Source organism: uncultured Corynebacterium sp. (genome assembly GCF_937999985.1).
In the GTDB taxonomy this organism is placed as follows: domain Bacteria; phylum Actinomycetota; class Actinomycetes; order Mycobacteriales; family Mycobacteriaceae; genus Corynebacterium.
This window is the reverse complement of record NZ_CALLDG010000065.1, coordinates 1-11,858: the sequence shown is the minus strand read 5'-3', so window position 1 is coordinate 11,858 and position 11,858 is coordinate 1. Positions and strand designations below refer to the sequence as shown.

Below are 11,858 nucleotides of genomic sequence, written 5' to 3'. Positions count from 1 at the left end.
CCGTCAGGGTCCGCAGGGCCTCCAGCAAATCGCCCTTGCCGACCATCAGCGAAATCTCATAGTTCAGGCCGAAGCTGCGCATATCCATGTTGGAGCTGCCCATCACGGCTACCTCACCATCGGCGATGGCGAACTTAGAGTGCAAGACCTTCGGGTAGGGGTACAGGTACATGTGCACCCCGGCCTTCAGCAGCTCCGAGTAGTACGAGGCCTGTGCGTGGCCCACCATCGGCTGGTCTGACTTTTCGGAGACGTACAGCTCCACCCGAACTCCGCGGTAGCAGGCGGTGGTCACGGCTTCCATGAGGGACTCATCGGGGATGAAGTACGGGCTAATCAGCTTGAGCGTGTGTTTGGCGTGGTGGGCCATGGAGGTAAACAGACGCAGGTTCGGCTCCGTGGTGAAGCCGGGGCCGGAGGGCACGATCTGCATGATGTCCGCGCCGGTATCTTGGTCGTGCGTATCCAGCCACTGCTTGGCATCTGTGGGGTTGATGAGGTCCAGTTCCTCGTCGGTTTCGGTGAACCAGTCCACGGCGAACACCGAGTTGATGGTGCTGACGATCGGGCCGGTGAGCTCCGCCATTACGTCCACCCATTCGCGGCCGATCTTGTGGTTCTTCGGCTTCTGGTACGGGGCCTCGATCATGTTCTGCGAGCCCATGAAGGCCACTCGGCCGTCCACGACCACCAGCTTGCGGTGGTTGCGCAGATCGGGGCGGCGGAAGCGCCACTTGAGGGGCTGCAGGGGCAGCATGACCTGCCAGTCCACGCCCATGGCCTGCAGCCTCTTACCCAGCTTCTTGTTGCCCTTGTATTTGTGCGCGCCGATGTGGTCCCACAGCACGCGTACGGTCACTCCGCGTTGCGCGGCCCGCCCGAGCGCTTCGAAGAAGGGCTCGGTCGTATCGTCCCAGGCCATGATGTAAATTTCGACGTTCACGTAGTCCTCGGCCGCGTCGATCGCGCGGGTCATCGCCGCGATCGATTCCTCGTAGTCCGAATGCAGGGCCTGCATGGTGCCGTTCACGGCGGGCAGTGCCGTGAGCTCCCGGTTGAGCCGCACCAGGGAGCGCAGCTCGTCGCTGAGCTCGCTGCCCTCGGGAACGTCAGGCTCGTCGTCGCTCATCGTGCGGATCAGTTCGTTCGCCTGGTTCTGGATGCGGTGGCGCCGCCGGTTGATTGCTGGCGATCCCATCAGCAGGAATAGGAAGATGCCAATGAAGGGGATCAGGAAGATGGCCAGTAGCCAGGCCATGGCGGACGTGGGGCGTCGTTCCTTAGGAACCCAGCCCAGCGCAAAGATCTTCAGCGCGTAGTCCAGAACGACCAGTGTGACCTGCCACCACTGCAAATCGTCCGTGAACTCGCTAAACAGGCCGAGGAGGTCGGGGAAGGGCATGTTTTAGGCCTCGCCATCCACGCTGTAGTCCACGATCACTGGCGCGTGGTCGGAGGCCCCTTTGCCCTTGCGCTCGTCGCGATCCACACGCGCGGCAGTGGGGGTGATTCCGCGGGCATACTGCAGATCGATGCGCATGCCTTCGCCCTTCTGGAAGCGCATGGCCTGGTAGTCCCAGTAGGTGTATTCGTCGGCGATCAGGTCCGTCGCGGCGGTCATTCCCGCGTCCTCCAGGGCACGCAACCGGGCGCGTTCGTTGGGAGTCACGTGCGTGCGGCCGTCGAAGAAGCTGCGATCCCACACGTCCTCGTCGCGCGGGGCGATGTTGTAGTCGCCGACCAGGCACAGCTTCTCGCTGCTCTTTCTTTGGGACGCCCCCACGCCCGAACCCGCCGCATACGCCGTGAGGGCGTCGAGCCACCGCAGCTTGTAGGAGTAGTGCGGATCCGCGATCTCGCGGCCGTTCGGAATGTACAGGCTCCATACCTCCACGCCGCCACAGGTTGCGCCGATCGCGCGGGCTTCCAGCGCCTGTTCGGCATCCAAGTCCTTGTCGAAGCCGGGCTGGCCGAAGTCGGTCTGCACGTCCGCAAGCCCCACGCGCGACAGGATGGCCACGCCATTAAAGCTGTGCAGCCCGAAGTGGGCCTGCTCGTAGCCCGTGTCAGTGAAGTCTGGGAACTGCTTGTCTGTGCATTTGGTCTCCTGCAGGCACAGCACGTCCACGTCGCTGCGCTGCAAAAACTCGCGCACCCGCTCCTCGCGAGTGCGTATGGAGTTGATGTTCCAGGTGGCGATGCGCATGGTTAAGCATTCTAGCGCGTGCGCAGACTACGGCTGCGGTGGTGTTCGCTGAAACCCAGCTTGTGGTACAGCGCCTTTCCGGCGGTGTTGGAATCGATAACATCCAGGTAGGCGTGATCGGCACCGTTGTCCGCACCCCAGCTAAGCAGGTGTTGGCACAGGAGGGTGCCCAGGCCGCGGCGGCGAAATTCCGGGGCCACCGCCACTGCGGAGTATCCCAACCAGCCGTCGGTGATGGTGGCTCGGGTGATGGCCGCGAGTTGGCCGTCTACGGTGAGGCGGGCGAAGCCCAGCTGGCCGTCGATGCGGTGGCACAGCAGGTCCAGGGCCTTCTTCGGCAGGGGCTGGCCGCGGAACTTGTACATGGAGAACCAGTCGGCATCCGGGGTGTCGTCGACGGCCAGCTCGATCTGAGCGCCAGCCAGGGGCGTGTCCAGAGCCGGAGCCGAAGCTTGCGGCGAGCCCTTCGCCGAGAGCCGCGCCGAGTCGTCGAGCTCCTTGCTCATCACCAGGATCTCCGGGCCGCGTTCGCCCGGCAGGTGTTCGGCGGGTCGGCCGATCCGGTCGGGGAGCATCAGTTGGCAGGGCAGGTCGTGGGAGCGGTAGAACTCCTCCAGCTGCGCCAGCGGAACCTCCTGCAACCCGGCGCTCGGGCCGATGGGCACGGCGGAGTTACTGCGCTCGGTGATGCCATCGCCCGCGCGCGCCAGCCACCCGCCGATCATCTGGTTTTCGATGCCGGGGAAGGCCGCGGCTTTGGCGGCCTCGAGGGCGCGGATGTCGCTATTGCGCACTGGCTTGGCGCTGAGGGTCTTCAGCACCACAACGTCCTCGTCGGCGATAACCAGGTCGTCCACCTGCAGCGGGCTTACGTTGCGCAGCACGCCGATCGCGTCGGTGACGGTGCCTGCCCCGTGGCCGGAAGCAGCATCGCCCGACACACGGTAGCGCACGACCACCCGCGTGCCTGGGCGGACGCTCACGGGGTCGGTGCGGCGGCTGATGGGGAACCCGAAGCCCTCCACGCGCCGGGCACCTGCGTGGGCGGCGGAGAACGTCGTGTCTTTATTCATGCCCGAAAGGATCCTCGTCCACGCCGGGGGTCCAGGTGTTGCCCGCGTGGTCCCAGCCCTCGGCCTTGATGGCCTTCTTGGACTTGCGCTTCCACCGGCCGATCAGGGTGTCCGTGTACAGGAAGCCATCCAGGTGGCCGACCTCGTGCTGCAGGCAGCGGGCGAAGAAACCGGTGCCCTCGACGGTGACCTCCTCACCGTTTTCGTCCAGGCCGGTTACCCGTGCCCAGTCCGCGCGGCCGGTGGGGAAGGAGTAGCCAGGGACGGACAGGCAGCCTTCCTCGTCTTCCTCTTCGTCCGGCATAGTTTCCGGGATCTCGCTGGTCTCGAGCACGGGGTTGATAACGCAGCCACGGCGCATCTCGCCACGCTCGGTATCGGGGCAGTCGTAGACAAAGAATCGTTTGTTTACTCCCACCTGGTTGGCTGCCAGGCCCACGCCGTTGGCAGCGGTGAGCGTTTCGTACATATCCGCAATCAGCGGGGCGAGGTCGGCGATCTCGCTGGGGTCCACCTTGGTGGTGGGGTTGTGCAGTACAGGGTCGCCACAGATGACGATAGGCATGATGGTCATAACAGACAGTCTAGAATCTAGTTCCATGTTGTCAGACCGAGAGATCGCCATTTTGGAGTTCGAGCGCCGCTGGTGGCGGGATGCCAGCGCGAAGAACGAGCACATCCGCGGCGAGTTTGGGGTCGATCCGGTCCGCTACTTTCAGCAGCTCAACCGGCTGATCGAGCGCCCGGAGGCGCTGGACTTCGACCCCGTCCTGGTACGCATGCTGTTGCGTCGCCGTGATGAAGAGCTCTGATGCAGCGCGCTGACTTAGTGCGGGGATGAAGGTTAATGACAAAGAGCTCTAGTGAAGCGCGGTAGCGAAGAATGAAGTACAGCGCGTGTCAGATTTGTTACCGATGTTACGGAAGTTAAACTTTGTGGCGTGACTGAACCGAATCGACCACGCCATGCACTCTACGACGACGCGGATAATGAGAACCTCGGCCTCCCGCTGCGCGGCCTGGCCATGATCCTGATTGCCGTAGCCGTTCTGCTGATTGGCTGGGGCGTATTCTCCCTGTCCGGCAATGATTCCGATGAATCCGAGCAGGCCAGCCAGACCCAGCAGACGCAAGGTCAGCAGGGCCAGCAGGGCGAGCAAGCCAAGCAGGATGAGAAGGCTCCCGCCCCCGAGGGTGAGGATCCCAAGCGCCCGGACGCGGAAGATGCCGAGAAGCCGAAGCCGGAAGGCGAGCGCGAAAACCGGGAGGGTGACCGCGCTGACGAGCGTCGCGATGGTGATGCGGCAGCGGCGGAAGATGGCGTCAATAAAGAAGAAACCTACGTAGCCGTCCTCAATAACAGTCCCATCAACGGCCTCGCCGGCGACGTCGCCAACAAGATGCGCGACCAGCAGTGGAACAAGACCGGTGTGGGCAACCTACCGGACGAGTCGGGTGTCTTCCCGACGTCTGTGGTGCTCTACCCGAAGGGTAATGACGCCGAGCGTCAGCTGGCCGAGCAGCTCGCCAAGGATCTAGGGATCCAGGCGCGCGAGCGTGACGAGGCCACCGACCGGGCTATCGACGGCGTAGAGATGCTGGAGGGGGAGCGCCCCGCGGGTGTTGTGGTTGTGACAACAAATGACATGCCCCGCTAAAGTAAAAGCGTTCTTTTAACTTCTGTCTACATATCTTCTAAGGGGCCACAATGGACTTCCCGGGTTCCGCACCTTCCGTCGGTATTGAGTGGGAAGTCGCCCTCGTCGACCCCGAAACCCGCGACCTGGTTCCACGCGCTGCCGAACTGATAGAGCGGATGGACGAGGTGCACCCCGGCCACAAGGTCGTCCGCGAGTTCCTGGCCAACACCGTGGAAATGGTCTCCAGTGTGCACGACACGATCCCGGAGGCGGTCGAGGACCTGCACGTGCAGGCGAAGCAGCTGCTGGAATGCGCGGACGACATCGGTGTGAACCTGTTTTCCGCGGGCACACACCCGTTCGCGCACTGGGGGGACCAGAAGCTCAGCGAGAAGAGTAGCTACCAGGAGATCATCGAGCGCACCCAGTACTGGGGGCGCCAGATGCTGATCTGGGGGATTCACGTGCACGTGGGCGTGGGCTCCAAGGAAAAAGTGTGGCCCATTATCAATGCGCTGATGACGCACTACCCGCACATCCTGGCCATGTCCGCCAGCTCGCCCGCCTGGGAGGGGCTGGATACCGGCTACTCCTCCAACCGCACCCTGCTGTACCGACAGCTGCCGACCGCGGGCACGCCATACCAGTTTGAAAACTGGGAGCAGTGGGAAGAATTCAACCGGGATCAGGACCTATCGGGAGTGATTAACCACACCGGCTCCATGCACTTCGACGTGCGCCCCACCAAGTACGGCACGGTGGAAACCCGCTTTGCGGACGCCACGATGGAGCTATGGGAGCTCGCCGCCATCGCCGCCTACACCCACTGCCTGGTGGTGTACTTCGAGCGCCGCCTGGACGCCGGTCACGAGCTGCCGACCCTGCAGCCCTGGCACGTGGCGGAGAACAAGTGGCGTGCGGCCCGCTATGGCCTGGACGCGCTGATCATTACCGACCGGGAGACCAACGAGGCGCTGGTCACCGACGAGCTGGACGCATGGGTGGATAGGCTCGCCCCGTTGTCTGAGGAGCTGGGATGCGCAGCGGAGCTGCAGGATGTGCGCAAGCTGATCGCCCGCGGCGGAGACTACGCTTTGCAGCGCGCCGCGGCCCGTGAGCACGGTGCCGCGCCGGAGCCCGGCACCCGCACCCGCGGAGACGATGGGGTAGAGGGTGGCTTCACGCAGCCGGAGGCGTGGATTGCCGCGGTGGACCTGACGGTCGAATCGCTGCGGAAGTCGCTGTAGTTACGCGGCAGTTACGTGACAGTGGCGTGGCCTAGCCACCATTACGCGGCTGAGCTTAGAGGCGCTGAGCTTAGATGTGCAGGCGGGCAGCTGCGTTGCACAGGGCGCTGGCGATGGAGGTATCGCGGTCCGCACCGAAGCCAACTGCCCACACGCGCTTGGACTTGTGCACCGCGTAGATGAAGGTCACGGTGGCCTCGAAGATGTCGTACTGGTGGAACTCTGCGATCTCTACGGGGAAGCCGTGGTCGGCCAGGGTCTCCGACATTGCCGAGGACGCACCCATTGCGGTGATTTCCACGCGGGTGGACTGCCCGTCGGCGCGCAGGCCACTGACCTGCATGTCGAAGTTGTGGCGGCCCAGAGAAAGGCGGGTGGCCTTCAGATAGTCCACGCGGATCGCGCCGGGTGCATAGGTGCGGATGAACTTCTTCCACTCCATGCCGCGGGCTTCCTGGCGCATGCCTACCGGCAGGCGCTGGCCGAAGCGGGCGCGGAACGGATCTTCCGCGAAGGTGCGGGTGCGCTTGCGGCGCTTCTCGATGCGGGTGTGCACCGGCTCGCTATAAGTCTTCGCGGTGGAGCGGCGACCGCTGGGTAGCGGGGTGTATACAGGCGCGTCTAGATCTAGGTTCTGGTCCGAGCTGGCGAAGCGGATCAGGGTCGTGGTGTTCGTAGAGGAAACGTTCATGATGACTCGATTTTTCTGGAACAAGATCTAGTTGGCCGTGGGCACCCGTTGAATGGGTGCTTATATAGTTCGGTACCTATATAAAGTACTGCTAGTTAAATAATGTAATCCGTCTCACTCTGAGATTCAAACTGTTGTCTATTTCTCATTAAGTGAGATTTTAGGCGTTTAGCTGTGCGCCTCTGCGGTGCGCAGCAGGAACAGCAACTCGGCCGTTGCGATGGCCTCGATCTCGCCCGGATCCACGGACTCGTCCGCGGAGTGGATGGCGCACTTCGGCTCCTCGATGCCGTACAGCGCAAGCTCCGCCTGTGGGTACGCGCCTAGCAGCTTGTTGGTCAGCGGAATCGACCCGCCGGAGGCGACCTCCATCGTCTCCTTGCCGTACACCTCGCCCAGCGCCTCGCCGAGCCGCTGCAGTGCCGGGCCGGAGGTATCCGCCTGGAATGCCTCGGCCAGGGAACCGCGCTCGATCTCCACCTGCGCGTTCGTCTTCTGGTTTTCCAGGTGCTTTACCAGCAGATCCTGGCATTCCTGCGGCTCGCGTCCCGGGGGAACGCGAAGGCTCACCACGGCCGCCGCGGTCGCAGGCACGGAGTTCACCGAGTCCGCCACCGATAGCGCATCCAGGCCCGTGATCGTGATCGACGGATTCATCACCGTCAGGTCGTTCGGCTGCCACTCGCCGGCGCCGTACAGCTCCACGCCGTCGGTTACCCCGGCGTTGTCGCGGAATGCCTGTTCTGTTGGTCCGACGCCACCCCAGCGCTCCTTCGGCTCCAATCCCGGGACGGCCACCAGACCGTTTTCGTCGTGAAGGGTGGAAAGAAGCTGCACCAGCTCGACCAAGGCATCCGGCGCCGAGCCACCGAACTGGCCGGAGTGCATCGGCTGTGCCAGCGTGCGGGTGCGCACCGTGACCGGCGCGGAACCGCGCAGCGCGGTGCACAGGCTCGGCTCGCCTAGGGCGTCATTGCCGGAATCGGCAATGAGGAAAGTGTCGGCAGCGAATAGCTCCGGCTTTTCGGTCAGCAGGTCCTCCAGGCCATAACCGCCGCGCTCCTCCGAGCCCTCGACGACGATCCGGATGCCGAGATTCTTGGCGGCGGGGAAGTGGGCGTCCGAAAGAATAGAAAGAGCACGCAGCACAGCAACGTGCATGGCGACGTGGCCCTTGCAGTCGGCGGTGCCGCGGCCATACCAGCGGCCATCGCGCTCGGTGAGGGTCCACGGGTCATCGGTCCACGCTTCGACGTCGCCGGCGGGCTGCACATCGAAGTGGGAGTACAGGAGGATCGTTGGGTAGCCCTCAGCGGGTTCGCGCACGCCGATGACGGAGGTGGAGCCGTCGGTGGTGACGTGGCCTTCGACGGGGATGCCCACGCTGGTGAATGCGTCGATGACCCACTGCGCGGCGGCGGCATTGGCCTCTTCCAGACCCGGCGTGGAGTGGACCGACTCGAAGGAGACGAGAGTTGTGAGGTCTTCCTTGAGCTGTGGCATCTGCTCCGCGATGGCGGTACGGGCGAGGTCTAGCTGCGAGGTATTGGATTCACTGTTGGTATCGCTCATAGATAACTACTGTAGCGACCGGACGGGACAGTCGATTCGCATGTATGGCACCTTGCAGACGATGGGGGAGAGTGCTAAAAACGGGGTTAGCACTTGAACTAAGGGAGTGCCAGAAAAATAACCGTCAGATGAAGTGAGGGTGAATGTCGCGACATTCATTCATCCGTGCCGTCGCGGGCGCTTGATCTGAGCCGTATGTGTCGCCAACTCTAAACGGAGGATCCAAAAGCCTCATGGCTAAGATGATTGCATTCGACGAAGAAGCACGCCGCGGACTGGAAAAGGGTCTGAACACCCTGGCAGACGCGGTTAAGGTAACCCTCGGCCCGAAGGGACGCAACGTCGTCCTGGAGCGCAAGTGGGGCGCCCCGACGATCACCAACGACGGTGTGACGATCGCTCGCGAAATCGAGCTGGAAGACCCCTACGAGAAGATCGGCGCTGAGCTGGTTAAGGAAGTCGCCAAGAAGACTGACGACGTCGCTGGCGACGGCACCACCACCGCTACCGTCCTGGCGCAGTCCCTGGTGCGCGAGGGTCTGCGCAACGTTGCCGCTGGCTCCAACCCGATGGGTATCAAGCGCGGCATCCAGGCTGGCGTGGAGAAGATCACGGCAGAGCTGCTGAGCCACGCCAAGGAGATCGAGACTCAGGAGCAGATCGCCGCTACCGCCGGTATTTCTGCTGCTGACGAGAAGATCGGCGAGCTGATCGCCGAGGCTATGTACAAGGTCGGCGACGGCCAGCTGAACAAGGATGGCGTGATCACCGTCGAGGAGTCCAACGCCTTCGGCGTGAACCTCGAGGTCACCGAGGGTATGCGCTTCGACAAGGGCTACATCTCCGGCTACTTCGCCACCGACGTGGAGCGTGGCGAGGCTGTGCTGGAGGATCCGTACATCCTGCTGGTTAGCTCCAAGATCTCCAACGTGAAGGACCTGCTGCCGCTGCTAGAGAAGGTTATGCAGTCCGGCAAGCCGCTGCTGATCGTTGCCGAGGACATCGAGGGCGAGGCTCTGTCCACCCTGGTTGTTAACAAGATCCGCGGCACCTTCAAGTCCGTCGCCGTGAAGGCGCCTGGCTTCGGCGACCGCCGCAAGGCACAGCTGCAGGACATCGCGATCCTGACCGGCGGCCAGGTTATCGCTGAAGAGGTCGGCCTCTCCCTGGAGACTGCTGACCTGCCGATGCTGGGCACCGCCCGCAAGGTCGTGGTGACCAAGGACGATACGACCATCGTCGACGGCGCAGGCTCCGCAGAGCAGCTGGCTGGCCGTATCAAGCAGATTCGCCAGGAGATCGAGAACGCGGACTCTGACTATGACGCAGAGAAGCTGCAGGAGCGCCTGGCTAAGCTGTCCGGCGGCGTTGCAGTGCTGCAGGTTGGTGCCGCTACCGAGGTGGAGCTGAAGGAGCGCAAGCACCGCATCGAGGATGCCGTGCGCAACGCTAAGGCAGCCGCAGAAGAGGGCATCGTCGCCGGCGGTGGCGCAGCCCTGCTGCAGACCGCCAACGTGCTGGACGACAACCTGGGCCTGGAAGGCGACGAGGCTACCGGCGTACAGATCGTACGCGCAGCCCTGGCAGCCCCGCTGAAGCAGATCGCTCACAACGCTGGCCTGGAGCCGGGCGTAGTTGTGGACAAGGTTGCCAACCTGCCTGCAGGCGAGGGTCTGAACGCTGCAACCGGCGAGTACGTGGACCTGCTGGGCGCTGGCATCTCTGATCCGGTGAAGGTCACCCGTTCCGCGCTGCAGAACGCTGCCTCCATCGCAGCGCTGTTCCTGACGACCGAGGCTGTCGTCGCGGACAAGCCGGAGCCGGAGGCACCGGCAATGCCGGGCGCCGACGAGATGGGTGGCATGGGCGGCTTCTAGGCCTCATGCAAAACAACTAAAAATAGCTAGTTTCCCTAGATTTAACCTAGGTAGACTCGCCGTAAAAACAACCCCTGAGCTGGATCTTTACCGAACTGTTACCCCCTGGTGGGGGGTGACTTTGAAGAAGGTTCCGCCCAGGGGTTGTGGCTTTTCGCAGATCCGCTACTCTATTCTCCAGACGGCCTAGAGGGGGCGTCACTACCACAGAAAGTTTTGGGCCCAGGGAACCTGGCGCCCCCGATCTCTTAAGAGGAGAACACAATGATCGATCAGATTACCGAGATCTTCGGCCAGCTGGGCACCTTCCTGGGTGGCTTCGGCAACATCTTCAAGGGCCTGAAGGACGATATCGAGACCATCGTTAAGTGGACCGCTGCTAAGTAAGCTTCCGCTGAACAGTTAAAGCCCCGGCTTCGGCCGGGGTTTTTTCGTGCCTTTCCTACCCCATGTGGTTCCGGCATATCTGTATAGCTGGGCCAAAACCACTAGACTGGGAAGTGCTACTAGAATTGAAAAATCTTCAGGCGAAGGAGAACCCAGGCACATGGCCGAAGAAGAATTCCACATGGTTGATCTTGCCGCCACCGAGGGCTACTTGGTGGACGACTCGGATGAAGACGATCCGGTACTGATCACTCCGGACGGCCATCGGGTTGATACCTGGCGCGACCAGTACCCCTACGACGAGCGCATGAGTCGCGACGAGTACGAGACCACCAAGCGCGCCCTGCAGATCGAGCTGCTGAAGTTCCAGAACTGGACCAAGGACACCGGCCAGAAGCACATCATTATTTTCGAGGGCCGCGACGCTGCCGGTAAGGGCGGCACCATCAAGCGCTTCAACGAGCACCTGAACCCCCGTGGTGCCCGCACCGTGGCTCTGGAGAAGCCCTCCGAGCGCGAGTCCACCTCTTGGTACTTCCAGCGTTACGTACAGCACTTCCCGTGCGGCGGCGAGATCGTCTTCTTCGACCGCTCCTGGTACAACCGCTCCGGCGTGGAGCGCGTGATGGGCTTCTGCACCAACGATCAGCACGCAGAGTTCCTGCGTGAGGTTCCGATGCTGGAGAACATGATCATGGGCTCGGGTATCTCCCTGACGAAGCTGTGGTTCTCCGTCACGCAAAAGGAGCAGCGCACCCGTTTCGCCATTCGCCAGGTGGACCCGGTTCGCCAGTGGAAGCTCTCTCCGATGGACCTGGCTTCCCTGGACAGGTGGGATGACTACACCCGCGCCAAGGAAGAGCAGTTCCGTTACACGGACACCAACGAGTCCCCGTGGATCACCATTAAGTCCAACGACAAGAAGCGCGCCCGCATCAACGCGATGCGCTACGTCCTGTCCAAGTTCGAGTACGCAGACAAGGACCACGAGGTCGTCGGCGAACCGGATCCGAAGATCGTCAAGCGCGGTCGCGACCAGATCGGCGACTAATAGAGGTCACCCGGGCTGGCCAGAATAAGCCAGTACGCGAACAAGCCCCGGCTGCCCTGCTGAACTGGCCCCCGAAAGTTGGACTAGTTTAATTCTAGGCGGTTAGGGCTTCAA

12 protein-coding genes are annotated in these 11,858 nt (G+C 62.8%); 6 read left to right on the top strand and 6 right to left on the bottom strand.

Going from position 1 to position 11,858, the window contains the following annotated elements; all coding sequences use genetic code 11:
• From cls to Q0331_RS03095, 4 genes are all read right to left on the bottom strand, one after another.
• Nucleotides 1–1,402 (bottom strand): cardiolipin synthase (gene cls / locus Q0331_RS03110; protein ID WP_298074786.1); only part of this gene is annotated, 1,402 nt, incomplete at its 3' end.
• Between the two features lie 3 nt (nt 1,403–1,405).
• Nucleotides 1,406–2,206: an exodeoxyribonuclease III gene (locus Q0331_RS03105; protein ID WP_298074784.1), complete on the bottom strand. Its 801-nt coding sequence runs from the start codon at nt 2,204–2,206 to the stop codon at nt 1,406–1,408.
• 11 nt (nt 2,207–2,217) lie between these two features.
• On the bottom strand, nt 2,218–3,279 hold the full coding sequence (locus Q0331_RS03100; protein WP_298074782.1) for a GNAT family N-acetyltransferase: 1,062 nt from the start codon (nt 3,277–3,279) through the stop codon (nt 2,218–2,220).
• The gene (locus Q0331_RS03095; protein ID WP_298074780.1) at nt 3,272–3,853 is read right to left on the bottom strand and encodes a peptide deformylase; all 582 of its coding nucleotides are present in this window, start codon (nt 3,851–3,853) and stop codon (nt 3,272–3,274) included. The genes Q0331_RS03100 and Q0331_RS03095 overlap by 8 nt, the downstream gene beginning before the upstream one ends.
• A gap of 25 nt (nt 3,854–3,878) precedes the next feature.
• Here Q0331_RS03095 and Q0331_RS03090 point away from each other — a divergent pair, with 25 nt between their 5' ends.
• The 3 genes from Q0331_RS03090 to Q0331_RS03080 all read left to right on the top strand — a co-directional run bounded on the left by Q0331_RS03090 (nt 3,879) and on the right by Q0331_RS03080 (nt 6,166).
• Nucleotides 3,879–4,091, top strand: coding sequence for a DUF3263 domain-containing protein (locus Q0331_RS03090; protein ID WP_035004749.1), 213 nt, complete (start codon nt 3,879–3,881; stop codon nt 4,089–4,091).
• A gap of 129 nt (nt 4,092–4,220) precedes the next feature.
• Nucleotides 4,221–4,937 carry a LytR C-terminal domain-containing protein gene (locus tag Q0331_RS03085; RefSeq protein WP_298074778.1) on the top strand — a complete coding sequence of 239 codons (717 nt, stop codon included), beginning with the start codon at nt 4,221–4,223 and terminating at the stop codon, nt 4,935–4,937.
• Between the two features lie 50 nt (nt 4,938–4,987).
• Entirely contained in the window at nt 4,988–6,166 is a 1,179-nt protein-coding gene (locus Q0331_RS03080; protein ID WP_298074776.1) for a glutamate--cysteine ligase, read from the top strand.
• 70 nt (nt 6,167–6,236) lie between these two features.
• Here Q0331_RS03080 and Q0331_RS03075 read toward each other — a convergent pair whose 3' ends face one another.
• Both Q0331_RS03075 and Q0331_RS03070 read right to left on the bottom strand, forming a co-directional pair.
• The gene (locus tag Q0331_RS03075) at nt 6,237–6,857 is read right to left on the bottom strand and encodes a hypothetical protein (RefSeq protein ID WP_298074774.1); all 621 of its coding nucleotides are present in this window, start codon (nt 6,855–6,857) and stop codon (nt 6,237–6,239) included.
• 168 nt (nt 6,858–7,025) lie between these two features.
• Nucleotides 7,026–8,429, bottom strand: a complete 1,404-nt coding sequence (locus tag Q0331_RS03070) for a dipeptidase (protein WP_298074772.1) — start codon at nt 8,427–8,429, stop codon at nt 7,026–7,028.
• Nucleotides 8,430–8,662: 233 nt separating this feature from the next.
• On the opposite strand from Q0331_RS03070, the gene groL reads away from it, so the two are divergent.
• From groL to ppk2, 3 genes are all read left to right on the top strand, one after another.
• Nucleotides 8,663–10,306: a chaperonin GroEL gene (gene groL, locus Q0331_RS03065; RefSeq protein ID WP_049049725.1), complete on the top strand. Its 1,644-nt coding sequence runs from the start codon at nt 8,663–8,665 to the stop codon at nt 10,304–10,306.
• 264 nt (nt 10,307–10,570) lie between these two features.
• Nucleotides 10,571–10,693 carry a PorACj family cell wall channel-forming small protein gene (locus tag Q0331_RS03060; protein ID WP_298074769.1) on the top strand — a complete coding sequence of 41 codons (123 nt, stop codon included), beginning with the start codon at nt 10,571–10,573 and terminating at the stop codon, nt 10,691–10,693.
• A gap of 160 nt (nt 10,694–10,853) precedes the next feature.
• Nucleotides 10,854–11,744 carry a polyphosphate kinase 2 gene (gene ppk2, locus Q0331_RS03055; protein ID WP_298074767.1) on the top strand — a complete coding sequence of 297 codons (891 nt, stop codon included), beginning with the start codon at nt 10,854–10,856 and terminating at the stop codon, nt 11,742–11,744.
• Nucleotides 11,745–11,858 lie beyond the last annotated feature (114 nt).

Coding starts and splice junctions, on each gene's coding strand:
- Q0331_RS03105 (WP_298074784.1), bottom strand. CDS start 2,206: ATGCGCATCGCCACCTGGAACATCAACTCCATACGCACTCGCGAGGAG.
- Q0331_RS03100 (WP_298074782.1), bottom strand. CDS start 3,279: ATGAATAAAGACACGACGTTCTCCGCCGCCCACGCAGGTGCCCGGCGC.
- Q0331_RS03095 (WP_298074780.1), bottom strand. CDS start 3,853: ATGACCATCATGCCTATCGTCATCTGTGGCGACCCTGTACTGCACAAC.
- Q0331_RS03090 (WP_035004749.1), top strand. CDS start 3,879: ATGTTGTCAGACCGAGAGATCGCCATTTTGGAGTTCGAGCGCCGCTGG.
- Q0331_RS03080 (WP_298074776.1), top strand. CDS start 4,988: ATGGACTTCCCGGGTTCCGCACCTTCCGTCGGTATTGAGTGGGAAGTC.
- Q0331_RS03075 (WP_298074774.1), bottom strand. CDS start 6,857: ATGAACGTTTCCTCTACGAACACCACGACCCTGATCCGCTTCGCCAGC.
- Q0331_RS03070 (WP_298074772.1), bottom strand. CDS start 8,429: ATGAGCGATACCAACAGTGAATCCAATACCTCGCAGCTAGACCTCGCC.
- groL (WP_049049725.1), top strand. CDS start 8,663: ATGGCTAAGATGATTGCATTCGACGAAGAAGCACGCCGCGGACTGGAA.
- Q0331_RS03060 (WP_298074769.1), top strand. CDS start 10,571: ATGATCGATCAGATTACCGAGATCTTCGGCCAGCTGGGCACCTTCCTG.
- ppk2 (WP_298074767.1), top strand. CDS start 10,854: ATGGCCGAAGAAGAATTCCACATGGTTGATCTTGCCGCCACCGAGGGC.